The following is a 22,313-nucleotide window of genomic DNA, read 5'->3' as shown; positions in this document are numbered from 1 at the left end:
AATCGCTACCCCAACGTGGCATCCTGTCTAGTGTGTGAGGTTGAAGGACAAGAAACCAGGCGGGCGATCGCCCATTTGGCAACACCATCCTTTCGGCTGCCCTGCGTTTGGAATGTGAATCCTGCCCGGTGGCAAGCCGCGCCTCTATCCCGCTTCCAAAACTAGCCCTTTCAAATATTGCCCTTCCGGGTGGTAGAGGCTGGTGGGGTGGTCAGCGGGTTGGCTGAGGTGGCCGAGCAGTCGCACGGGGCGGCCCGCGTCGATTGCCCCGGCAGTGACGGCTCCTTTGAAATTGTCGAGTGAGACGACCTGGGAGCAAGAAAAGGTAAAAATCAGACCGCCGGGACGAATCTTGAGCAGGGCGAGATAGTTGAGGCGGCGGTAGGCGAGGGTCGCCTGATGACGGGCGGAGAGAGACTTGGCAAAGGCGGGCGGGTCGAGGATGATTACGTCGTAGTCATCGTCGCAGTCTTTCAAAAAGTTGAACACGTCGGCAGCGTAAGACTGGTGAGTGCCTGGGGTTGCCGGGTTCAACGAGACATTTTGCTCTGTCCAGGCGATCGCCTTTGCGGAACTATCCACCGAATGCACCACCGCCGCACCTGCTTGCAGGGCATAGACTGAAAAGCCGCCAGAATAGCAAAACGTATTCAGCACTTTCTTTCCGGCGACGTGCTGCGCCACGAGTTGGCGATTGTCACGCTGATCCAGAAAAAACCCCGTTTTCTGACCTTCTTCCCAGTCCACCGCAAAGCGATGCCCGTTTTCCAGCACCTCGCCTAGCCGCTTTTCGCCCAGATTTGCTTCGCCAAACAGGTATTGATTGGTGGGCTGAGACTTGCCCCCGTGCAGCACAGCCGCGCTTTTGTCATACACTGCCCGCAGGTCGGAGCCGTAGAGCGTCTTCAGGCATTCCACAATGCGATCGCGCTGCTGTGCCATGCCCAGAGAATAGGTCAGCACCACCGCCACGCCGTTATACCAGTCCACAATCAGCCCCGGCAGCCCGTCGCCTTCAGAATTAATCAGGCGGTAGCAGTTGGTCTGATCACTGATCGCCAGTCCCAACTGTTTTCGCAGCGCATAGGCCTGCTGAAACCGTTCCAGAAACAGCGCGTCGAGCGACTCGACCGGCCGAAACGAAACGACCTTGACCGCAATGCTGCCCGCGCCGAAGAAGCCCGCCGCCAAAAATTCGCCGCGATCGCTGTACACCTCAACCCAGTCGCCCTCCTGCGCGTCTGATTCGATCCGCTTAATCGCCCCTGAAAAAATCCAGGGGTGGAACCGCCGCACAGCATCGGCTTTGTTGTCTCGGAGAATAATGCGAGGAAGCGACACCATGACAGTGAACAGGATGTGATAAGGAGCCAGTTCATCGACGAGTCAATTAACCAGAGCGCATCTTCCACTATACAGCGCTCGATTTTTCTTGGTTTTTGGCACTCCCCCGCGCTAGTTTTGAATTTTACTTTTCTGTAGCGTTATAACTGCGACAAATGTGCCCAAACTAAAAGCACAGCTACAGCATGTTTCAATCCACTATCAAAGAACACAGCCAGTCAAAAAGCAGCCAAGGATGGTTATGGACATTGCACTGCCGGAACTAGAACATATACATCGCCAGTTGGCCAGCCTGGAGCGACCTAAAAAGCCCAAAATGCTGGTGGTTGATGACGAACCAGACAATCTGGATTTGCTCTATCGTACGTTCCGGCGTGACTTTAACGTGCTGCGAGCCGAGAGCGGCGTGATGGCGCTGGAGGTGCTGGCGGCCGAGGGGGAAGTTGCGGTCATTATCTCCGACCAGCGAATGCCCGAAATGAAAGGGACTGAATTCCTGAGCAAGACCGTGCCCCAGTTTCCCGACACGATGCGGATTATCCTGACCGGGTTTACCGACGTAGAAGACCTGGTGGACGCGATCAACTCTGGACAGGTTTATAAGTACATCACCAAGCCCTGGGACCCCAATGAGCTAAAAGCCGTGGTGCAGCGGGCGGTGGAAACTTACGACGTGCAGAAACACCGCACCGAGGAACTGCGACGCGCCCAGGTGCAAACCATTCTGCTGGGAACGCTGGTGAAGGTGACTCAGGAGGCAACCGGACTGGAGCAAGCGCTGGAGGCGATCGCCAAGACCTTTGGCGAAACCTATGAGGCCGACGGCTGCACGCTGCACTTGGTGGAAGCAGGCAAACCCGCCACACTGCAAGGCAGCTACGGCACTGCGCTGCCTGCACTCGGCGATGACCCGGTGGTGCAAGAGGCGATCGCCACCCAAAAGCCCCAGGTCAAAGTCAACGAAAGCGCTGAGGAAGGCGTGTTGGCGCATCTGGTGATGCCCGTGCTGTTCCAAAACGCCAGCATCGCCGTGCTGTCGCTCCGCTGGGGCAAGCCCTTCTCGCTGCAAGAAGACGAATTGTTGCGCCTGTATTTGGCGGCTCAGCAAATCGCGCTGGCGCTGACCTGTGTGCGCTTTGGGCGAGACTGGCGGGTGGCGGCGTGAGGAAGACTAAGGGGGGTTGAGTGAGCGTGAGAGATGGAGGAAAGAAGGAAAGAGGAAAAGCGAAGAACGAAAAACGAAGAACGAAAATCGACGTTCTTCCCTCTTCCCTCCTCCCTTACCCTACTGCACTCGCCGGGCCCACCAGCGACACATACGGCTCGGTAAAGTAGCGCTGGGCAGCAGCCTGGGCTTGGTCTGGCGTGATTTGGGCGATCGCCCCTTGAAATTGCGTATCGAAGTCGATGCCTAGCCCCAGCGTTTCATACCAGCCGTAGATCTGGGCGATTTGGGCGTTGGTCTGTTTGCCCAGGGCGTATTGCCCCAGCAGCTTGTTTTTGGCAGATTGCAGCTCGTCTTCGCTCAGCGGCTCGGCGGCGAGGCGGTGGACTTCGCGGTGCAGACCTTCGAGGGCGATCGCCACGTTGCCCGGAGCCGTGCCCATGTAGGCGATGAACTGGGACGTATCGAGCCGGGTGGGGTAGTAGGCCGACACTTCGTAAGCAAGACCCTGCTTTTCGCGCAGTTCCACAAACAAGCGGCTCGACAGTCCGTTGCCCAGATACGTGCTGATCAGCTTCAGCGCCATATAGTCTTCTGCATGAACCGCTGGAGCCAGATAGCCCAGCATGACGATCGCCTGCTGGGTGTCCTGGGTCGTCGCCACGCGGTGTGGGTTCGACAGAACGGGCGGCGTGGGTGGATACAGCAGCGGCAGAGGTGCGCCAGTGTCATCCGTCGGGGGCTGCCAGTCGCCAAAGGCTTCCGAAACAAGGGCGATCGCCTCGTCGGGGGTGATCCGTCCCGTAATGCTGATCACGAGATTATCGGGGCGAAAGTGAGTCTGGTGAAAGTGCAGCAGGTCGGCGCGGGTGAGTTGTGACACGGTTTCCTCGGTGCCCAGCCCCGGCAGGGCATAGGGATGGTCGCCATACATCGCCTGCCGGAGTTGCTTTTGCGCCACCGCAAAGGGCTGTTCCTGCATCGAGCGGATGCCCTGGAGGGTTAGCCGCTGCTCTAGCTCGACTTCTGATTCTGGGAATGAGGGCGATCGCAGCAATTCTGCCGCCAGCATCAGCATATCGGCAAAATCCCGCGACACCGTTTTCAAACTCAGCAGACAGTAATCGGGCGACGAATCCGTGCCCAGGCTTGCACCCACCGACTCGATTTGTTCCGCAATCTGCATCGAAGACTTGTGCGTGGTGCCCTTCGTCAGAACCGAAGTCAGCAGGTGCGAAATGCCCGACTGCTCTGGCACTTCGTAGCGGCTGCCCACCCGCACAAACAGCCGCGCCGCCACAATATCAGCCGCTGAATTCTCCGTCGTCAGCACGACCAGACCGTTACTGAGAACCGTCCGGTGGAGGGGGAGCGCAGCGGGTTGGAGGGTGGAGTTGGGCATTTGTGAGGGAAAGAGAGGATGAGGGGATGAGGTGTGGGGGTGTGGGGGTATTGGGGTGTTGGGGTGAGGGAAGAGGGAAGAGGGAAGAGAGAAGAACGAAGAACGAAGAACGAAGAGGTTCCGTTTTTCGTTTTTCGTTTTTTCCGCCCCGTCGCCCCATCACCCCATCACCCCGTCACTCCATCACTCCTCCATCGGTCGCAGCGTCGTTACCGCATAATGACAGGGCGAAAGGTACTGGCTGGCGAGACGATGTAGGTCTTCGGTCTGAAGGGACTGGATGCGGTTGGGATAGGTGACGGCTAGCTCTGCCTGGGCGATGGTGTTGTAGTAGCCGTAGAGGCCGGCAAGCTGGCTGGAGGTTTCGGTGGAAAAAGCGTAATCGTTGCACAGCAGGCGCTTGACCCGGTTTAGCTCTGCCTCGGCAATGGGGGCGGCGCTGAGAGCTGAGAGGCGATCGCCCACAATCGCTTCCACCACATCCAGATACTCCGGCTCAAGCCAGGCGGTGATGGTAAACAGACTGGAATCTCGCTGGAGCGAAAAGCTGCTGCCAATATCGTGAACCAACTGCCGCTCTTCTCGCAGCTCTCGCACCAGGCGCGACGTACGCCCACCCGCCAGCAGCACCGACAGCACATCCAACCCATAAGCGCTCTGGAGCTGATCGACACCCGGCCCCACCCACGCCATCATCAGCCGCGCCGTTTCCAGGCGAGGCAGCCGCAGTTGCTGCCGCCGAATGCCCGCCAGCGGCGGTTCTGCACTAACGGGAATCTTTGGAAAATCGACCGCTGGGGCAAAGTTTGAAAACGCCTGACGCGCCAGATCAATCGCATAGGCTGCGTCCAGATTGCCCACAATTACCACGGTCATCCGCTCCGGCTGATAGTGGGCGCGATGGAAGGAGCGCATTTCCTCTGGCCGCAGCGCCATCAGCCGCTCTACATCACCCAGCACCGATCGCCCATAGGGATGCGACTGATACACCGTTTCCGATAGCGCCTGAAACCCCAGCCAATCGGGATCATCTTCAGACTGGCGCAGTTCTTCCAGCACCACGTCCCGCTCTCGCTCAAACTCGTCGTCGGGAATCGCCGCCCGCAGCAGCAATTCTGCCAGACAGGGCAGCGTTTCGGGCAGCGACTCGACCGTGGTGTTGATGAAAAAATGGGCGTAGTCGTGACTGGTAGCAGCGTTGGTCACGCCGCCATAGTTTTCGATCACATAGTCGAAATACCCAGGCGGCAGTTGCTCAGTTCCCTTGAAAATCATGTGTTCCAGGAAATGAGCGACACCAGCCCAAGGCTCTGGTTCGGCGATCGCCCCTGCCTGCACCCACACGTCCACCGTGACAACGGGCGTAGGAACCTGTTGATGAATAATCGTTAGCCCATTTTCGAGGGTGTAGCGCTGGGCAGGAAACTGGGCAATCTGGGTCGAAAGAAGTGTGGTCAAGTGGTTGACGATCCTTGACGGAAGATTTTTGGTTAAGAATTTGGATAATTCTAACTATACTAACGCCTTCTGTTCGCTTTGCCGAATTCTTCCTCGTCACCATACTGAATGATTCAGTATGATCAGTCGTTTCATTCAGTCGTTTCATCGGTGCCGTAGCAAATCACACTGCACAAACACCGGCCCGTACTATTACAATTCAAGCTATCCGCCCTTTACTGAATCTCGATTAGGACATTTTTCCAATGACGCAGTATCACACGGACGCAATCACCAACGGCAATGGACATGTTGGCTCTGAGCCGGTGATCCTGGCTGAAAATGTGGAGAAGTGGTATGACAACAATTTTCATGTGCTGCGCGGGGTCAGCCTGACGGTGCAGAAGGGTGAAGTGGTGGTGGTGATGGGCCCCTCCGGTTCGGGCAAGTCCACCTTTATTCGCACCTTCAATGCGCTGGAAAGCTATCAAAAGGGCAAGATTGTTATCGATGGGATTCATCTATCGCACGATTTGAAGAATATTGACGCGATTCGCCGCGAAGTCGGCATGGTGTTTCAACAGTTCAACCTGTTTCCCCATCTGTCGGTGCTGCAAAACGTGATGCTGGCTCCCATTTGGGTGCGCCGCTGGCCCAAGGCTCGCGCTGAGGAAAAAGCCCTGCAATTGCTGGAGCGGGTGGGCATTTTGGAGCAGGCGAAGAAGTTTCCGGGGCAGCTTTCGGGGGGGCAGCAGCAGCGGGTGGCGATCGCCCGCGCGCTGGCAATGGAGCCGAAGATCATGCTGTTTGACGAACCTACCAGCGCCCTCGATCCAGAAATGGTGCGCGAGGTGCTGGACGTGATGCGAACCCTGGCGCGATCGGGCATGACAATGGTCTGCGTCACCCACGAGGTCGGCTTTGCCCGCGAAGTAGCCGATCGCGTGGTGCTGATGGCGGACGGTCTGCTAGTCGAAGAAGGCACGCCCGAAACCTTTTTCAACAATCCCAAAGAGGAGCGGACGCAGAAGTTTCTGTCGCAAATTCTGTAGGCAGGGATCAGACCTCAGGGGTTAGGGGTCAGGGAGCATCAAGGTTGGAAATCGGCCCTTTGCCGAAAACCTAAACCTTGGCACCTGATCCTTGACTCCTCACACCATGCTATTGTGGAGAAGACCTGGATCCACGCGATTACAACGCCCAAACCTTGTCAGGACCGGAAGGTAGCAGCAATACGGGATGCTTGTAATAGGCGTGGTCTCCGGGTCTTTTTCGTGGTTAGCCCAGGGTGTGTTTAGCCCAGATTATATTCAGCCCGGATATTGAGCAGACGGTGGAACGGCTTCAGGCAGAGCGGATCGAGTCGATTAAGGCAGGGGGCCTGAGTGCCCTGGTCTGCGGGACGGTGGTGCTGGTGGGGGCGATCGCCAATACTCTACTAGCCCCTCACTGGAGCGTGCTGACCGTTCTCTCGCTCAACTGGGCAATTTTTTTGCATCTTGCCAACGCGGTTCTGGCGGGTTTTCTCTTTGGCGTGACCTATCGCTACGTGGTGCGCCAGGGCGAAAATCCCCACCTCAGTTCCGGCGCGGTGCTGGCGTTTGCGCTGGTGCGCGGTCTGGCGCAGCTTGAGACGGGCTGGACGCTGCACGGCAACCCAACGCTGCTATTAATTTTGGGTGGCGAGAGCCTGTTGATGATGGCGATCGCCGCTGCGGTTCTCAATTTTGCGCTATCTCGCAAGGCAATTCTGCCTTTTGTATCATTCTGACCTGCTGCTGTACTCACAGCTTCTGGAACCCGGTAGGCTGAAAGGAAAACCGGGAGCGGAGCATGGCCAGCGAAGTCAAGCTAATCGTCGAGATGGTGACGGTGCTGGGGGCAGCTACGGCGGGCGGCTATTTGTCAAACCGACTGCGACAGCCTGTGCTGTTGGGCTATTTGCTGGGAGGCATCGTGGTCGGCCCGGCGGGGCTGGGTCTGGTAGCGCTAGAAGGCGACATCGAGGTGCTGGCAACGGTCGGCGTCGCGCTGCTGCTGTTTGCGCTGGGGGTGGAGCTGTCGCTCAAAGACCTGATGCGGATGCGGCGGATTGCGCTGGGCGGCGGCACGCTGCAAATTTTGCTGACAATTTTGCTGGGCGGTGGACTGGCCTACGGGCTGGGCTGGGTCGCCACGATTCCCAAAGCGGTGTTTTTGGGCGCGGTGCTGTCGCTGTCGTCCACCGCAGTCGTGCTGAAAAGCCTACTCGACCGCAATGAAATGCACAGCCTGCACGGGCAGATTATGCTCACGATTTTGATCGTGCAGGATCTGGCGGTGGGCATCATGCTGGCAGTGCTGCCCGCTCTGACGCGATCGCCCGAAGAGATTGGCACTGCGCTTCTGGCGGCTTTTTTGAAAGCGCTGCTGTTTATGGGTGGGGCAATTCTCGCGGGCATCTGGCTGATTCCTCGGCTGATTCGGCTGCTGGCGCGGAGCGGCTCGTCGGAGCTGTTTTTATTAGGAATTTTGGTGCTGTGTCTTGGCGTGGCGCTGCTCACCTCGACGATTGGGCTGGGTATCGAGATGGGCGCGTTTGTAGCGGGGCTGCTGGTGTCGAATGTGGAATATGCCGACCACGCACTGGATCGGGTGCTGCCGATGCGAGACGTGTTCGCAACGCTGTTTTTCGCCTCGATTGGGCTGCTGATCGATCCAGTATTTTTGTGGGAGAATGCCTGGGTTTTGGCGGGTTTGGTGGCGACGGTGATGCTGGGCAAAGCGGCGATCGCCACCGGCCTCGTCCGCGCCTTCGGCTATCCACTAAAAACGGCGCTACTAGTCGGACTGGGCATTAATCAAATTGGCGAATTTTCCTTTGTGCTGGCGGGTGTCGCCCGGAGCGCCAACCTGTTCACCGACCGGGTGTATGGGCTGGCCGTCGGCACTGCCGCCGCAACCCTGCTGATTACGCCGTTTGTGATGCGGGCTACGCCGCACTTGCTGACGTGGCTAGAGCAATTTCCCAAAGTCCACGGCTGGCTAGAACCGCAGCGATCGCCCCAGTATGTTGGCCCCCAAGAGCTGACCGATCACGTCGTCGTCGCGGGCTATGGGCGCGTTGGACAAACGCTTGTGCGGATGCTGTACTTTCAGGGCTATAAATTGCTGGTAATCGACAACAACGAGGCGGTGCTGGCTAGCCTGCGCGATCGCGAAATTCCCTACCTGCTGGGGGATGCGTCTAGTCTAGTGTTGTTGGAAAAGGCAAACTTATCTAGCGCCAAAGCGATGGCGATCGCCCTGCCTGATCCCTTCGCCACCCGCCTTACGCTGCAACGCGCCCTCAGCCTCGCGCCCGATCTGGACATCACTGTGCGGGCCCACGCCACCGATGAAATCGACGCGCTCTATCAACTGGGGGCGCAGGAAGTCGTGCAGCCAGAGTTTGAGGCCTCGCTGGAAATGGGGGCCCATCTGCTGCTAAAGCTGGGCGATTCGGTGTCTGCGGTGCAGCAGGTGGTGCATCGCTACCGCAGTGGGCGCTATCGCGACATCCTGCCAGAACGGGCAGAATATTGGGGGCGATCGGATCTGGACGCGGCCACCGAGGGTTTTCCCAAGCACTGGTATTTGCTAGAGCCAAAGTCGCCGCTGGTGGGGGCTGAGCCTGGCCCAGGCAAACGTGTGCGCCGCGCCACTGGCGCAACAATCATGGCGATCGAGCGTCAGAAACAGCTCCACGCCTATCCCCTAGGCGACACGGTGCTAGAGGCGGGCGATCGCCTGCTGGTGGTGGGCAATGCCGACGAGCATCACGCTTTTACCGCGCTGATCGATGGCAGTTCCAACGGCAGCTCATTTCCGCTCGAACCCAACCGATATACTGAAGACAAGACTTAAGACCAGTAAGACAAGATTGAGAACCGAACGGCAGCGGAGAACCGCACACTTCCCCGCGCCGCTTGCAGAGGAGGCATCGTGAAAATTGCAGTGACCGGGGCAACCGGATTTGTAGGAACGCGACTGGTAGAGCGGCTGGTCGAAGAGGGGCACAGCGTTGTCGCGCTGACTCGCAGCAAGGCGCACGGCAATCGCGTCTTTCCAAAATCGGCGTTTCCCAGTGTGGAGGTGGTGGAATATTCGCCACTGGAGTCGGGCGCGTGGCAGCAGGCGCTCTCTGGCTGCGACGGCGTGGTCAATCTGGCGGGCGCGGGCATCGCCGACGAGCGCTGGACCCCAGAGCGCAAGCAGGAAATTCTCGACAGCCGCAAGGTGGGGACGGAGAAGATCGTAGAGGCGATCGCCCAGGCGAACCCCAAGCCGTCGGTGCTGGTGAACTCTTCTGCCATCGGCTATTACGGCACCAGCGAAACCGCCACGTTTGACGAAAGCAGCGCCCCCGGCGACGACTTTTTGGCGCAGGTCTGTCAGGCGTGGGAAGCCGCCGCCGAGTCGGCCCAGTCTAACGGCACTCGCGTTGTGATTCTGCGAACTGGAATCGTCCTCGGCATGGGCGGCGCACTGGGCAAAATGCTCACGCCCTTTCGCCTGTTTGCGGGCGGGCCGCTGGGCACGGGTCGCCAGTGGTTTTCCTGGATTCACCGCGATGATCTGGTGAACCTGATTCTCAAAGCGCTGACCGATGCCAGCCTGTCGGGAACCTACAACGCCACTGCGCCAAATCCAGTGCGGATGGCAGAGTTTTGCCAAACGCTAGGGCAGGTGATGGGTCGTCCGTCGTGGCTGCCCGTGCCTGCTTTTGCGCTGGAGGCGCTGCTGGGCGATGCGGCACAGGTCGTGCTAGAAGGTCAGCAGGTTCTCCCCAAACGCACGCAGGAAAGCGGTTTTGCCTACCAATATCCAGAGGTAAAGGCGGCGATCGCCAATATCTTGCAGCAAGGCTAGTTTGCAGCAGGGCTGGCTTGCAACGAGCCTAGCACTCAACCCAGGCTTCGCGACACTTTGTAAAACTTGTAAAGCCAGGAACAACTCCCCAGAGCTATTCTGGCAACTGTACTGGAATCGAGAGACTCGCCTGCAACTGGCGCTGTATCTCCTGGCGGGCAATAAAGCGGCATCCAGCACAGTCGCAGCCGCGCAGGGCGATCGCCATTTCGCCCTCTGCGTCTGAGCCAGTCAGCACCGCCAGCCCATCACCCAATCCCGTGCAGCCACAGTCCAAGTCGTCCGGCGGAACCATTTCGCCCGTCTGTGTGCTGGAGAAAATCAGTTCTCGAATGGGCACCGTTTGCGCCAGCAGCGGCTTTGGCAGAACCAACCCCAGCGCCACTGCACCAGAGCAGCCCAGCCAAGTTAGCAAGCGTTTTTGAGTTGGGTTCATAAGCAAGAATGGGATGAACTCGCAGTTTGCTTTGGTACGACAGTCTTTGCCTTGGTACGACAGTTTACCGCAAAAGCAGTGGGCGATCGCAAACTCGGTTATGCATCACTTGACAACGGCAGACCCAGGATTTGCTGACTGAGTTCCCAAAAACCAGCCACTTCTTCAGCCTCCGTCATCGCGTGGGGCCTGTAGCTCAGCCGATCAAGATAATGGCGCACATTGCCCACGCCGACGGAATAGGGAAAGCGGCTTTTGTCGAACAGGCTCTCGTCATTCGGGCTGTCGCCCACGGTCACTAGTTGCGCGGGTGAGATGCGGGGAAAGTGCCGCTGCAAAACTTGTTCTAAGGCGCTGGCTTTGTCCTGAGCGGCAGGTTTGATGTGGCACTGCACGGTGCTGTAGGTAAAGCCCCAGCCTGCCTCATGACAGCGATCGCCCATTGTTTGCAAATCCGCCGCCGACAAGCCCCGCACATCAAACGTCCAGTCGGTCAACCGGAAGCGGTTGTCGGGGGCTTCCTGGATTTTGGGAAACGTGCTTTGAAGATCGTGAAAAAGATCGGCCAGCGATCGCCGATGGGCTGCCAGATCGGGCACATGAACCAGAAACTCCGGCTCAGTGTCTCCGGGAAAGAACACGCCGCCATTTTCGGCGATCGCCCCTGCCACGGGCAGATACGACACCACGCCCTGCACCCACCCCGCCGATCGCCCCGTCACAATCACCACCGGAATGCCAGCCGCTTTCAGAGCCTCCAGTGCTTGCAGCAGCAGCGGCGTAAATTTGCCCTGGCGGGTCAGCGTGCCGTCCATATCGGTGGCAATCAAGCGAATCGAATTTGGCAAGTCTAGCAGCATGGTTTAACGCGAAAAAAAATCGAGGGCATTCCCCAGGAAACACCCTCGATGAGTCTAAACGAAGCCGTGTGGCTTACACTAGCGTTTCATTGCGCTGTCCCCCATTACGCTTTCTCAAGCAATCGAGATCTGAGTATGGGTCAGAGCCGCGCCAGCGTTGAGTTGAGCAATCTTCACCTGCTGACCCGCGCCGCTGCCGTCGAGGTCAAAGAACAGCGCTCCCTTGCTTTGGTTGTAGCCAGTCGATTCCGCCAGCCTTGAGACAACGCTATGCCGGGCGCATCCGCTATTGGTGCAGTGATGAGAGCCGCGTCGGACTGCTGACGGTTCAACATCGCAAGTTGACGGGCTTTGGGGTGCAGCCGATTGGTTCAATTCAATGGGAGTTTGTGTATCGGTGGCTGTACGGTCTAGTGGAACCGCTGAGCGGTGCCTCGTGGAGAGTCGAGTGCTCTCATCTCGACAGTTCCTGTTTTGAGGCGTTTTTGCACAGCTTTGCGGCTCAGTTCCCCGATGATTTACATCTGATTCAGGTGAATCGCAGCCCATACAGCTTTGAACCTGACGATACCGGACAATGTCATTTTGGTGTTTCAGCCGCCTTATTGCCCTGAGGTCAATCCCATTGAGCGGGTCTGGCGGGTACGCCCTGGATGGCGGGCATCGACTTTGCGATTGCGGCATAGAGGGTTTCTTGCCTGACCCACCAGTTGAATCACCGTTGAGATGGGCGCTGGGCGCGTGTCTCATCGGTGCATTTCTATGCGTCTCTGCTGGGAAAGGGGCTAAAGCTGTGTCCAGCGGGAGCGCGATCGCCGGATTTCTTGCCAGGTTTCGAGCCAGTCTTGCAGGCGGGGCTGCTGGGCGAGGCGCTGCTGTTGCCAGGCGATCGCCGTTTGCCGCAAGATGTCTGCGGTGCTGGGGGAAGCGGCAATGGGTAGCTGGGCAAGCGATCGCACTCGGCAGTGTTCCTGGAGGGCGATCGCCACCGTAGACAGCGCTTCTTCGGCATCCAGCCCCGCCAGGTGCAGACCGAGGATGCGACCATTGCGGCGGGCGATGAGTTTGCAGAATCCAGTAGGAGCCGCTTGCATGGACGCTTTGGGGTTGAGTTTGAACGGCAGCGTTTGCACAACTACCTCTGCCCCGTGGCGGTCGCGCCCGCGTTGCGAAGCAACCTCGCGAGCCTCGGCTTCGGTCAGCCCAATGCTGGCGATCGCGGGCTGCGTTGCAATCACCATCGGCAGCAGTTCTGGGCGCAGGTGGCGGTTGGGCAAAAACACAGCATTGCGGACGGCAAGCTGGGCCTGCTGGCGGGCGGCGCGGGGGCTGGTGCAGGCAAAGATTCGCGCATTAAAGGTTTGCAGCGTTGGGTAAACCCGCAGCCCGTCTGCCTCTAGGCGAATATTTGCCGCTTCCAGGTTTAGCCCGTCCCAGTCGGGCACAGGCTCCGTTGCGTTGAGCAAGCAATCCACCGTCTGCGCCCCGTCCGGCAACGCCAGCTTCACGGTTCCGGCGTGGGAATGAACCTGGGTCAGCGTGTCCGCCGGGTAGATTGCGATGCCGTCTGCTTCCAGCGAGGCCAGCAGCAGGCGGCGGAGGTCAGCATCGAGACAGGCAATTCGGCTCCGCGAGGCGGGTGTCAACCGTCCACCAGGAAGCCCGCTGTGGCTTACAGCATTCGAGGCCAAATCCAGCAGCAGCGTCACTTGGCTGCCCAGTCGATGCAGCGCTTGCGCCAGTTCTACGGCCTGTGCGCCGTCTCCCCAGACGGCAATTCGCCCAGGCAGGTGGGACAGGGCAGGATTCCATAAATCTGCCGAAGTCTGGGCAAGGGTCTTCAGTTCAACCTTAGCATTGAAGCGCCCGGACTCTGGCAGCAGCACCCGACTTCCTGGAGCCAGCAAATAGGCCCGCGATCGCAGCGTTCGCTCTCCTGCCCGCACGCCCAGATGGGGCCGTCGAAAAAATTCGCCCTGCCCCACCACCACATCCACGCCCGCCGCTGCCACCTGCGAGAGTGAGGTCTCTTCTGCCAAGTCGGTTGCTATGACCTCTGCCCATTGCCGCACCGCTGCCCACGCTGGCGGCGACGAAAACGCCGATAGCCCCATCTGCGCCAAGCGCGATCGCCCCTCTATCAAGCGCCCGATCTGCACGAGGGCCTGATGTTGTGTTTCTAGACGTAGCGCTGCTTCGGCTCCGTCCGGTTCTACCAGGGCTACCCTTGCTTGCAGTGCCCGTGCGGCGCTCGCCGCTTCTCGCGCTGCCAGAGAGCCGCCGAGGATGATCAGGTCGTAGTCGAGAGGGGGCATGGGGGAAGAGGGAGGAGGGAAGAACGAAGAACGAAGAACGAAGAACGAAGAGGGAAGAGGGAAGAGGGATTGAGTGGGGGTGTTTGTGGATTGAGCTTATCTCGCTTGTGGCTCCCCTTCGCCTATCCCTTGTATCTTAGAAGGCAAGCGGCACGCTGATTTGCCTCAATTTGGCTCATACTGAGGATGAGTCCAGATTGATATTGCCCAACCCTCCGCAACTCGAACCGGGGTTGACTTTCTAGATCATTGCCCACTTCCCTATGCAAACCTCTGAGCCGCCCATTTCCTTTAGCAACCTCAACCCGACGGCCGACCTGCCAGGGTTTGACGCGCAGGAGCCACCCGACCCCAAGCTAATTGATGCTTGCGTTCATTGCGGTTTTTGCCTGGCGACTTGCCCCAGCTATCGGGTGATTGGTAAAGAAACCGACTCGCCCCGCGGCCGGATTTATCTAATGGACGCGATTAACGAGGGCGACGCACCGCTGGCGGCCAGCACGGTACAGCATTTTGATAGCTGCCTGGGCTGTTTGGCCTGCGTCACCACCTGTCCCTCTGGGGTGCAATATGACAAGCTGATCGCCGCGACGCGCCCGCAGATTGAGCGTAACTTCGAGCGATCGCTCCCCATGCGTCTGCTGCGCCGCCTGATCTTCTCACTGTTTCCCTATCCCAACCGAATGCGGCTACTCATGCGGCCCGTGGAGCTATACCAAAAATCGGGCTTGCAAAAACTCGTGCGATCGCTCGGCATTTTGCCCCAACTTGCGCCCCAGCTTGCGGCAATGGAGGCACTCTTACCGCCCCTCTCGCCCCAAGCGTTTCAAGATCGCCTGCCAGAATTTGTCCCTGCCAAGGGCAAGGCGCGGTATCGCGTCGGGCTGATTCTCGGCTGTGTGCAGCGGTTATTTAACCCAGAGGTGAACGAGGCGACGGTGCGCGTGCTAACGGCCAATGGCTGCGATGTAGTAATTCCCAAGGCGCAGGGCTGCTGCGGCGCACTGTCGCACCACCAGGGACAAGAGCAGCAGGCCCAGGCTCTAGCGCGGCAGATGATGGACACCTTCGAGCGAGCAAAGGTGGATTTTGTGCTGATCAACGCTTCTGGCTGTGGGCACACGCTGAAGGAATACGGGCACATTTTGAAAGGGGATGCAGCCTATGGCGATCGCGCTCAAGCCTTTGTGCAAACCGTCAAAGATGTCCAGGAATTTCTCGCCGAAGTCGGGCTAACGGCCCCGCTGCATCCCCTGCAAGACGGCCCGCTGACGCTGGTATATCAAGACGCTTGCCATATGCTGCACGGGCAGAAAATCAGCCTGCAACCGCGCCAGCTTTTGCGGCAAATTCCCGGTGTGCAGCTTCGGGAACCCATCGATGCCGCCCTCTGCTGCGGCAGCGCGGGCGTGTACAACATTCTGCAACCCGAAGTAGCCGAGGAACTGGGGCGGCAAAAAGTGACCAATCTGCTCAACACGGGCGCATCGGTTATTGCCTCTGCCAACATTGGCTGCTTCGTGCAAATCAGCCACCACCTAGAACGCCAGGGCAAGTCGGTTCCTGTGCTGCACCCGATGCAGTTGCTCGACTGCTCGATTCGCGGTGTGGGGGTGTGAAATCGCGTCCCACCCCATTCCGGTTCTCGTCCCTTTTTTTGCTCTCCCCAACCCGTCACCCACTCGTCACTCATCATGCTCGAACTCCTTTTTAACGCTGCTAACCTCTTCGTGCTGCCCTTCTGGGCGCTGATGATTTTCTTGCCAAACTGGGGCATGACGCGCCGGGTGATGCAGTCCTACTTGCCGTTTGTGGCGCTGGCGGGGCTGTATGTGTACCTGTTTGCCAGCAACCTCACTACGACCTCTGCCCAGGATTTTGCCAGCGCTCAGCTGGCGGACATTGCGCGGCTGTTTAGCAATGAGGCGATCGCCGCGACGGGCTGGGTGCATTATCTGGTGATGGATTTGTTTGTGGGCCGCTGGATCTATTGGGAAGGGCAGCGGACGGGTGTGTGGACGGTGCATTCGCTGGCGCTGTGCCTATTTGCCGGGCCGATGGGGCTGCTGTCGCACCTGATCACGAACTGGCTCTGGCGCGGCAAATCGCCGGAAACGGTGAACGCCGAAGCGGCGACTCCCTCTTCTGACGCACCGCAAGTCGGCTCTTCAACCTAAGTCCCGAACTTGAGTCCCGGTTTATGCCCAATCTGCTCACGAGCAATTAACCCGCAACCAATTTGTTTTTGCGGGGGAACTATTTTTGGGCAGAATTCGCCATCAGACTGGGGAGGATGTGCCCTCCGGCTGGAGTCGAGCGGCGATCGCCACAATACGCATGTAGGGTAGGGGTTGGGGCTGGAGATTGTGCAGTCAGGGTGTGCGTGAGGTTGCAGAAGTCAACCCCAACCGAAATCTATTTGATATCATATATTGATATGACTGGTCTTCGTGTTACGCAGAACAGGGCGATCGCCCAAAAACTCCGTAAAACCACCGGGATGGGCGATCGCGCTGCTGAAGAGTACTACAGGACGTGTATTTAGAACGCGCATACAAAAAGCCGACGATGCCCGGTTCTGCCACAAAACTGGGCGACGAATGAGGATACCAACGAACCAGAAGGGGAGGTTCATAACCGATGAGCATCGAAGATAAGATCTCGCCTGCCTTTGACCCGCTGCTTGCCGAGCGAAAATCCAACGAAAAGATCGATGCAATCGTCATCTACGAATCTCCCAAGCTAGAAGACTTGCCGACGCTGGAGGAATTGCGGAGCAACAAGACGCGCCTCAGCTATCTCAAAGAGCGGGCCAAGCGTCAGCAGGCGATCCAGGCGCAACTGTTTGAGAGCTATCAGACCCAGGGCGCAAAGCATTTCCAGAGCCATGAGGAACCGGCGATCGCCCAGATTGGCTCTGGGGCGCTGCCCGTGGCAGCAGTCGAGGTGACTCGCAGTTCGCTGCCGATGCTGGCCCGCCATCCCAACGTGGTTGCCATTTTGCCCAACCAGCGCGTTAGGCTGATCCAGCCCCAGGACGTGTCCTATGAGTTGCCCGATCGCCAAGAACTAGAGCAAGGCGCAACCTGGGGACTGCAATATCTGGAAATTCCTGAATTGTGGGAAACGACCAAGGGCGCGGGCGTGCGTGTGGCCGTGCTGGATACGGGCGTTTATGGCGACCACTCAGCGCTCCAGGATCGGGTAAAAGAATTTGTGGTGATCGATCCCCTCGGTCGCACGATTAAAACTTCAACCAGCTTCGACAGCGACCAGCACGGCACCCACGTCTGCGGCACGATTGCAGGGGGGCAAACGCCGCAAGGACTCGCCATTGGGGTTGCGCCAGAAGCCGACCTAGTGGTGGGCGGCGTGCTGAATGGCTCTGGAACCACAATCGCCCTGGTGCGCGGCCTGGTGTGGGCGGTGGAAAACGGAGCGCAGGTGATCAATATGTCCCTTGGGTTCAGCTACTATGACCCTCGATTTGGGCTGATTTTTGAGGAACTGATGCAGCAGTATGGAATTGCCTCGGTGGTGGCGATTGGCAACAGCAACCACGGAAACTCCTGCTCTCCGGGAAATGCCTACAGCGCGTTTGCGGTCGGCGCAGTGGGGCGGATGTCTCGCAATCGGGCCGATGTCGCCTTTTTCAGCAGTGGAGCCAGCCTGGTCTATCCCGATCCCAACCATAAACTGGTGACTAAGCCTGATATCGTCGCCCCTGGCTGCAATGTGTATTCCTGCATTCCGCCGGAGGGCGAATCGGAAGGGCACGAGTACGCTGCGATGGACGGCACCTCGATGGCCACGCCGCACGTTTCTGGGGCGATCGCCCTGTTGATGGCAGCCAAACCCGACGTGCCTACGACCGAAATCCTGAAAGCCCTCTGCCAAACTGCCAAGCACCCCGATGGCGAGAAATATCGTCCCGACAACCGCTGGGGCTATGGTCTGATCCAGCCGCTAGAGGCGCTCAAGGCGCTAAATTCCTAGCCAAGACTTGAGTATCTTTGATTGGGCGACGGTGTGGGTTGTTTGAGCGCTTTCTTGTGGACAGCTCACTTGCTGAACTTTCTATCTTGCGTCATACTGCGTTTGGCAGAGTTTTCTGAAGATTTTGTCATTGCTTTGAGTTTTCAGATAGGCTGAAGGAACACACTTGGGTTGCAGGTCATTTCCTACTCTTTTGCCAAGGTGAGCTTGAGGTTGGCTGAGCTATGGCAGACGCGCTGCGAGATACGGACGGCTGGTTAAATAGCGATATAAGTTCTCTGGAGTCTTCGCCTATGCCGCAGGCGGAGGCTTCATGGGGTTGCCATGCCGCTTATCGAGAGCGTCGGGAAAGCGCCAGTCATGGCACAGGTCGTCAGGATGATCGCGTTCAAGAGCGCGTTCAAGAGCGCTTGCCTAGAGCAAACCCACCCGAAATTGAGCCTAAAATTATTGAGCCTGAAATTCGCGTTGGTTCACCCAAGCATCTGTCCAAAATCAGCCCAGAATTTGGCGCACGGCTGGAGCATCTGAAGCCTCAGCAGAAAATTCGGGCGGTGGTGATGCTGGAAACTGATCGCTCTGAGGGTGGACAAGGGCCGGGTAGCCCACTGCCGCCTGCCCCGGCTCGCCGCCAAACGCCAGAGGAACGACAAGCGGCGATCGCCCGCATTCGCACTGCCGCCCAGCGTTCTCTGGAGGAGATTCGCCCCATCTTGGAAGCCTTTCACGCCAATTTGCTTGCGCCCTCTCCCGACGCGGTTGGCGCAGTTCCAGTCGAAATTGACGCGGCAGGCATTCCTGCACTGGCCCAGTCCAATCGGGTTCGCACGATTTTGGAAGACCAGGAAATCCACACGATTGACGGTTCGCGAGTGCGGCGATCGCGTCCTTTGCCCTTCTCTCGCTGAGTCGGTTTATCTCTAAAATCAGGTCTTTCTTGGAGTTTTCTCATTTCGTCCTTCCTGTGCGGTTGCAGTCTGCTGCATCCGTTGCACGAGCTAAGTTGGAGGGGGTATCCCACTTTTGTAACCCTCACCCTAAATCCTTCTCCCAAAGCAGGAGAGGGACTTCCAGTTCGGCTCCTTTTCTCCCAAAAAGGGAGAAGGGGTCGGGGGATGAGGGCAAACTTGCAGAACTGGGATGCGCCCAATTTGCAGTGCCTATCTGCGCCCTAATTCGCGCCCCAGTTCGCGCCCAAGTTTGCACCCAAGTTTGTATCCGAGTCTGTGCCAATCTTCCCGCTAGTATTCCTGCGTGTGGCGGGCCTTCCTTGACCCAGCGACCATTCCCCGAAATGATGAGATTGGGGCGGAGTGGATTCGTCTGTGCCAATTTTGGATTTTAGATTGGCGATTTTGGGCTGCCTATCTAGTTGCCCCACTAGTTGCCCCACTAGTTGCCCCGCTAGTTGCCCCACTAGTTGCTTATCTAGCGGCTTAGCCAAGCGCATGTGACCTGCGCCTCAGCCCAAACCCCTGACCCCCTGACCCTTTATACAGTTTTCGTTGGATTTTATGACTATTGCTCCGTTGACTCGACAAAAGCCTCGATATGTTGTTCTGCTGTTTATGGTAGGCGTGCATTTGGGGGCGCTGCTGGCGCTGCTGCCAGGAATGTTTAACTGGGGGGCGATCGCCCTCCTCGTCTTCCTGCATTGGGTGACGGGTGGGCTGGGCATCACCCTGGGCTGGCATCGGCTGGTCAGCCACCGCAGCTTTCAAGTGCCCAAATGGCTGGAATATGTTCTGGTATTTTGCGGCACGCTGAGTATGCAGGGCGGCCCGCTGGAGTGGGTGGGGCTGCACCGCCATCATCATGTCCATTCTGATCAAGAGCGCGACCACCACGATTCCGGCCGCGGCTTTTGGTGGAGCCACATGGGCTGGATGTTCTATGACGTGCCCGCCATGGCCGAAACCGACCGCTACACCCGCGATATTTCCGGCGATCCGGTTTATCAATTCTTTCAGCGGCATTTCTTCTGGATTCAGGTGGCGTTTGGTGGGCTGCTCTATCTGCTGGGCGGCTGGCCGTTCGTAGTGTGGGGCGTGTTTGTGCGGCTGGTGGTGGTGTATCACTGCACCTGGCTGGTGAATAGCGCCACGCATCGCTTTGGCTATCGCAGCCACGATTCGGGCGATCGCTCTACAAACTGCTGGTGGGTGGCGCTGCTGACCTATGGCGAAGGCTGGCACAACAATCACCATGCGTTTCAATATTCCGCCCGCCACGGGCTGGCCTGGTGGGAGATTGACCTCACCTGGGCGACGATCGTGCTGCTGCAAAAACTGGGACTGGCCACTCAGGTCAAGCTGCCCCATTCCAAAGCCTGAGCGCCGACCTAAGGCTTTGTTAACTTCTTGCACTAGACCAGACACATGGTTCTAAAATTTCGGGAATATCCTGGCGCGGAATTTTAAGCCGCCGCGAGTTCTGGATCAACCACGGTCGCAGAAGGAGAACCGTCATGGGTGCATTGAAACTAGATGAGCCGCTTCCCTATAGTTGGGCGGCAACGCCAGAGGGGCGAGAGTCCTGCACGAATGATCAGCGCTGGCTGGGCGGCATTGTGGCCAACGCGGCCCCGTTTTCGGACTGGTGGGCCAAGGCGCGGATCGTGCAGCTTGCCTACAAGCCGCTCGATGGGGAAACTTCAACCGTGTATTTAGGAAAACCCGACCCCAGGGCGATCGCCGATGCGCTCCATGATGAACTCAAAGCCTATGCCCAAGCCTTTGACTGGGCCCAGTGCCAGGAGCGCTATCCCGGCTTTTGTCGGCTTGTAGACGAAGATTACGTCATCAACACGCTGAACCGCTGGAAGCGACGCGAGTTTACCAAGGCGATCGGGCGAAACTTTGAGGTGTATCGCTATTTGGGGCAGGCGGGCAAGCAGGGCGAATGCGGCGAATGGTGTACCCAGAATACGTTTCTGGTCGTCAGCACGGCATCGGTGTCGCTGGCAGTCGAGCGATCGCTCCCCAATCCCAAGCTGTTTCGCCCGCTGTTTAACGTCGATGAGCTGGCCGAGATCATCCACCAGCGCAAAGTCCGCGCCCTGACCCTGCGAACCCACGGCTACGCCAACCCAGCGGGCGGCTTCTACAAATTTCTCTCGGACGAAGCCAATTACCTCTATGCCCGCCCCAAACCTGGCGCAGAACCCACCGACACGCTGGGCGAAGACCACCTCTATATCGGCTATCACTGGCCCAGCGAACAGCCCGTTTTTAACCGGGGGCTGATGCGCGACTCGATGAGCAACCTGGAAATTTTAATGAAATTTCTGGGTAGCCTGCTGCTACTCAGCTTCATTCCCAGCGTGGTGCTGATTGGCATTACGGAACTGGCAGAGAAGATTGACCTTGTGCGGGATGTGGGGCCGCAGTGGCATCTGGCGATCGCCGCTGGGGTCTTCTTTCTGTGGCTGTCGCTGCTGATGCTGCTGCGGTCGGTGGTCTATCAGCGCGATCGCTATCGGGCGATTCACTATGGCGCACCGGATCTGGCGGAGTTTTTCTGGCGGCTAGATAAGTCACTAAAGCGGCTCATGCTCCAGGACATGGGACTGCCAGAACGAGACGAGCGGGCCCAACTGGCCCTCAAGCGCGATCGCAAACTGGTGAACCTGATCGGTCACAGCATGGGCGGACTGGTGCTGGTGAATGTGCTGCGCGTCCTGTCGGATCGCTTTGGCAAAGACGATCAGGAATCCAATGAGGACGGACTGGGCGACTGCCTCAAGCTAGGCAAGCTGATTCTGGCCTCGCCCGACATTCCGCTGGAGTTGCTGCGCGAAGGGCGAAACAACTACGTCCGCTCTGCCATCCGCCGCTGCGAACAGATTTACCTGATGTCGAGCGATCGCGACATTGTGTTGCGCTATCTCTCTACCCTGGGTAACTGGTTTAGCGAACCCAGCGTGGAAATGTCGGGGCTGCGCCTGGGCAACGTGTTTTTGCCACCCAACCCAGAGAAAGAAATCCAAAAAACGCCCCGCCGCAAGCGCCGCCGAGAGCAACTGAAGATTCTGCTGATTCGCGGCGCAATTTTGACTCGTCAGGCGGTGCGTCCCACGTCTGCCTACGATTTGTTTGAAAATTTCAGCTACCTGGACTGCTCCAAGATGAAGGGCGTGAACGCGGTTGCCCTGGATCTCAACCCGTTCACCGCGATTCCCATCGACGCGATTAATACATTCTTCTATCTGACAGGACGCATTGACGTACATGGCGGCTACTTTTTTACTTACACACCGACATTCAAGCTGCTGCCCTTTTTAATGCAGGTGACTGCGCCCAGCGAAGAAGATGTCCGCAAGGAACTAGAGCGCTTTGATGAGCGAGACACGATCCGGTTTCTCTATCGCGCCATCCCCACGCCGGGCAGCGTGGACATTGACACGAGCGTCGTCGAGTCGGACGAACGGAGCGACATCGCGATAGGATCATCAGAAGCGCCTTAACTT

The 22,313-nt window shown here is 58.2% G+C and carries 21 protein-coding genes and 1 other RNA gene; 15 read left to right on the top strand and 7 right to left on the bottom strand.

The features are described from left to right. Positions 1-15 precede the first annotated feature (15 nt). Positions 16-165 (top strand): hypothetical protein, encoded by a 150-nt coding sequence (locus O77CONTIG1_RS24690; protein WP_156435324.1) that lies wholly within the window; start codon positions 16-18, stop codon positions 163-165. Here O77CONTIG1_RS24690 and O77CONTIG1_RS15575 read toward each other — a convergent pair. Next, positions 145-1,344, bottom strand: a complete 1,200-nt coding sequence (locus O77CONTIG1_RS15575) for a class I SAM-dependent rRNA methyltransferase (RefSeq protein WP_068512262.1) — start codon at positions 1,342-1,344, stop codon at positions 145-147. The genes O77CONTIG1_RS24690 and O77CONTIG1_RS15575 overlap by 21 nt on opposite strands. Before the next feature lie 235 nt (positions 1,345-1,579). Between O77CONTIG1_RS15575 and O77CONTIG1_RS15570 the strand changes: the two genes are divergently transcribed. Then, the gene (locus O77CONTIG1_RS15570; RefSeq protein ID WP_317134119.1) at positions 1,580-2,509 is read left to right on the top strand and encodes a response regulator; all 930 of its coding nucleotides are present in this window, start codon (positions 1,580-1,582) and stop codon (positions 2,507-2,509) included. A 115-nt stretch (positions 2,510-2,624) separates the two neighbouring features. Here O77CONTIG1_RS15570 and O77CONTIG1_RS15565 read toward each other — a convergent pair whose 3' ends face one another. Together O77CONTIG1_RS15565 and O77CONTIG1_RS15560 are read right to left on the bottom strand one after the other, a co-directional pair. After that, on the bottom strand, positions 2,625-3,911 hold the full coding sequence (locus tag O77CONTIG1_RS15565; protein WP_068512257.1) for a M16 family metallopeptidase: 1,287 nt from the start codon (positions 3,909-3,911) through the stop codon (positions 2,625-2,627). A 183-nt stretch (positions 3,912-4,094) separates the two neighbouring features. Then, positions 4,095-5,369 (bottom strand): M16 family metallopeptidase, encoded by a 1,275-nt coding sequence (locus O77CONTIG1_RS15560; RefSeq protein ID WP_068512253.1) that lies wholly within the window; start codon positions 5,367-5,369, stop codon positions 4,095-4,097. A gap of 305 nt (positions 5,370-5,674) precedes the next feature. On the opposite strand from O77CONTIG1_RS15560, the gene O77CONTIG1_RS15555 reads away from it, so the two are divergent. The 5 genes from O77CONTIG1_RS15555 (at position 5,675) to O77CONTIG1_RS15535 (ending at position 10,238) form a co-directional block, all read left to right on the top strand. Further along, a complete protein-coding gene (locus O77CONTIG1_RS15555; RefSeq protein ID WP_228721765.1) occupies positions 5,675-6,400 on the top strand; it encodes an amino acid ABC transporter ATP-binding protein in 726 nt (241 codons plus the stop codon). Positions 6,401-6,522: 122 nt separating this feature from the next. Then, positions 6,523-6,619: signal recognition particle sRNA small type (ffs, locus tag O77CONTIG1_RS15550), an RNA gene on the top strand. 17 nt (positions 6,620-6,636) lie between these two features. Continuing rightward, positions 6,637-7,119, top strand: a complete 483-nt coding sequence (locus O77CONTIG1_RS15545; RefSeq protein ID WP_197673206.1) for a hypothetical protein — start codon at positions 6,637-6,639, stop codon at positions 7,117-7,119. Between the two features lie 62 nt (positions 7,120-7,181). Further along, positions 7,182-9,233, top strand: coding sequence for a cation:proton antiporter (locus O77CONTIG1_RS15540; RefSeq protein ID WP_068512245.1), 2,052 nt, complete (start codon positions 7,182-7,184; stop codon positions 9,231-9,233). A 78-nt stretch (positions 9,234-9,311) separates the two neighbouring features. Further along, complete coding sequence (locus tag O77CONTIG1_RS15535) at positions 9,312-10,238, top strand: TIGR01777 family oxidoreductase (protein WP_068512242.1); 927 nt, start codon at positions 9,312-9,314, stop codon at positions 10,236-10,238. Between the two features lie 94 nt (positions 10,239-10,332). Here the strand turns inward: O77CONTIG1_RS15535 and O77CONTIG1_RS15530 are convergent, their stop codons facing one another. After that, positions 10,333-10,674 (bottom strand): hypothetical protein, encoded by a 342-nt coding sequence (locus tag O77CONTIG1_RS15530; protein ID WP_068512240.1) that lies wholly within the window; start codon positions 10,672-10,674, stop codon positions 10,333-10,335. A 98-nt stretch (positions 10,675-10,772) separates the two neighbouring features. Further along, positions 10,773-11,534: an HAD family hydrolase gene (locus tag O77CONTIG1_RS15525; RefSeq protein ID WP_068512237.1), complete on the bottom strand. Its 762-nt coding sequence runs from the start codon at positions 11,532-11,534 to the stop codon at positions 10,773-10,775. A gap of 135 nt (positions 11,535-11,669) precedes the next feature. On the opposite strand from O77CONTIG1_RS15525, the gene O77CONTIG1_RS27050 reads away from it, so the two are divergent. Together O77CONTIG1_RS27050 and O77CONTIG1_RS15520 are read left to right on the top strand one after the other, a co-directional pair. Further along, a complete protein-coding gene (locus O77CONTIG1_RS27050) occupies positions 11,670-11,795 on the top strand; it encodes a hypothetical protein (RefSeq protein ID WP_286132352.1) in 126 nt (41 codons plus the stop codon). Then, the gene (locus O77CONTIG1_RS15520) at positions 11,792-12,148 is read left to right on the top strand and encodes a hypothetical protein (protein ID WP_068512234.1); all 357 of its coding nucleotides are present in this window, start codon (positions 11,792-11,794) and stop codon (positions 12,146-12,148) included. Before O77CONTIG1_RS27050 ends, O77CONTIG1_RS15520 begins: the two co-directional genes overlap by 4 nt. 171 nt (positions 12,149-12,319) lie before the next feature. Here O77CONTIG1_RS15520 and O77CONTIG1_RS15515 read toward each other — a convergent pair whose 3' ends face one another. Continuing rightward, entirely contained in the window at positions 12,320-13,849 is a 1,530-nt protein-coding gene (locus O77CONTIG1_RS15515; protein ID WP_068512231.1) for an FAD-dependent oxidoreductase, read from the bottom strand. A 263-nt stretch (positions 13,850-14,112) separates the two neighbouring features. On the opposite strand from O77CONTIG1_RS15515, the gene O77CONTIG1_RS15510 reads away from it, so the two are divergent. Both O77CONTIG1_RS15510 and O77CONTIG1_RS15505 read left to right on the top strand, forming a co-directional pair. Continuing rightward, a complete protein-coding gene (locus O77CONTIG1_RS15510) occupies positions 14,113-15,468 on the top strand; it encodes a (Fe-S)-binding protein (protein ID WP_068512228.1) in 1,356 nt (451 codons plus the stop codon). Positions 15,469-15,543: 75 nt separating this feature from the next. Further along, positions 15,544-16,026 carry an ABA4-like family protein gene (locus O77CONTIG1_RS15505; protein ID WP_286132351.1) on the top strand — a complete coding sequence of 161 codons (483 nt, stop codon included), beginning with the start codon at positions 15,544-15,546 and terminating at the stop codon, positions 16,024-16,026. A gap of 276 nt (positions 16,027-16,302) precedes the next feature. Here the strand turns inward: O77CONTIG1_RS15505 and O77CONTIG1_RS24680 are convergent, their stop codons facing one another. Beyond that, positions 16,303-16,497, bottom strand: coding sequence for a hypothetical protein (locus O77CONTIG1_RS24680; protein ID WP_156435320.1), 195 nt, complete (start codon positions 16,495-16,497; stop codon positions 16,303-16,305). Here O77CONTIG1_RS24680 and O77CONTIG1_RS15500 point away from each other — a divergent pair. From O77CONTIG1_RS15500 to O77CONTIG1_RS15480, 4 genes are all read left to right on the top strand, one after another. Beyond that, positions 16,490-17,845 carry a S8 family serine peptidase gene (locus O77CONTIG1_RS15500; protein ID WP_068512221.1) on the top strand — a complete coding sequence of 452 codons (1,356 nt, stop codon included), beginning with the start codon at positions 16,490-16,492 and terminating at the stop codon, positions 17,843-17,845. The genes O77CONTIG1_RS24680 and O77CONTIG1_RS15500 overlap by 8 nt on opposite strands. A 224-nt stretch (positions 17,846-18,069) precedes the next feature. Next, a complete protein-coding gene (locus O77CONTIG1_RS15495; protein ID WP_156435318.1) occupies positions 18,070-18,753 on the top strand; it encodes a hypothetical protein in 684 nt (227 codons plus the stop codon). A 606-nt stretch (positions 18,754-19,359) separates the two neighbouring features. Then, a complete protein-coding gene (locus O77CONTIG1_RS15485; protein WP_068512213.1) occupies positions 19,360-20,178 on the top strand; it encodes an acyl-CoA desaturase in 819 nt (272 codons plus the stop codon). 134 nt (positions 20,179-20,312) lie between these two features. After that, positions 20,313-22,310, top strand: a complete 1,998-nt coding sequence (locus O77CONTIG1_RS15480) for an alpha/beta hydrolase (RefSeq protein WP_068512210.1) — start codon at positions 20,313-20,315, stop codon at positions 22,308-22,310. Positions 22,311-22,313: the final 3 nt, after the last annotated feature.

This window comes from Leptolyngbya sp. O-77, assembly GCF_001548395.1.
In the GTDB taxonomy this organism is placed as follows: domain Bacteria; phylum Cyanobacteriota; class Cyanobacteriia; order Elainellales; family Elainellaceae; genus Thermoleptolyngbya.
The sequence above is the reverse complement of the archived record's forward strand: the minus strand, read 5'-3'. Positions and strand labels throughout refer to the sequence as shown.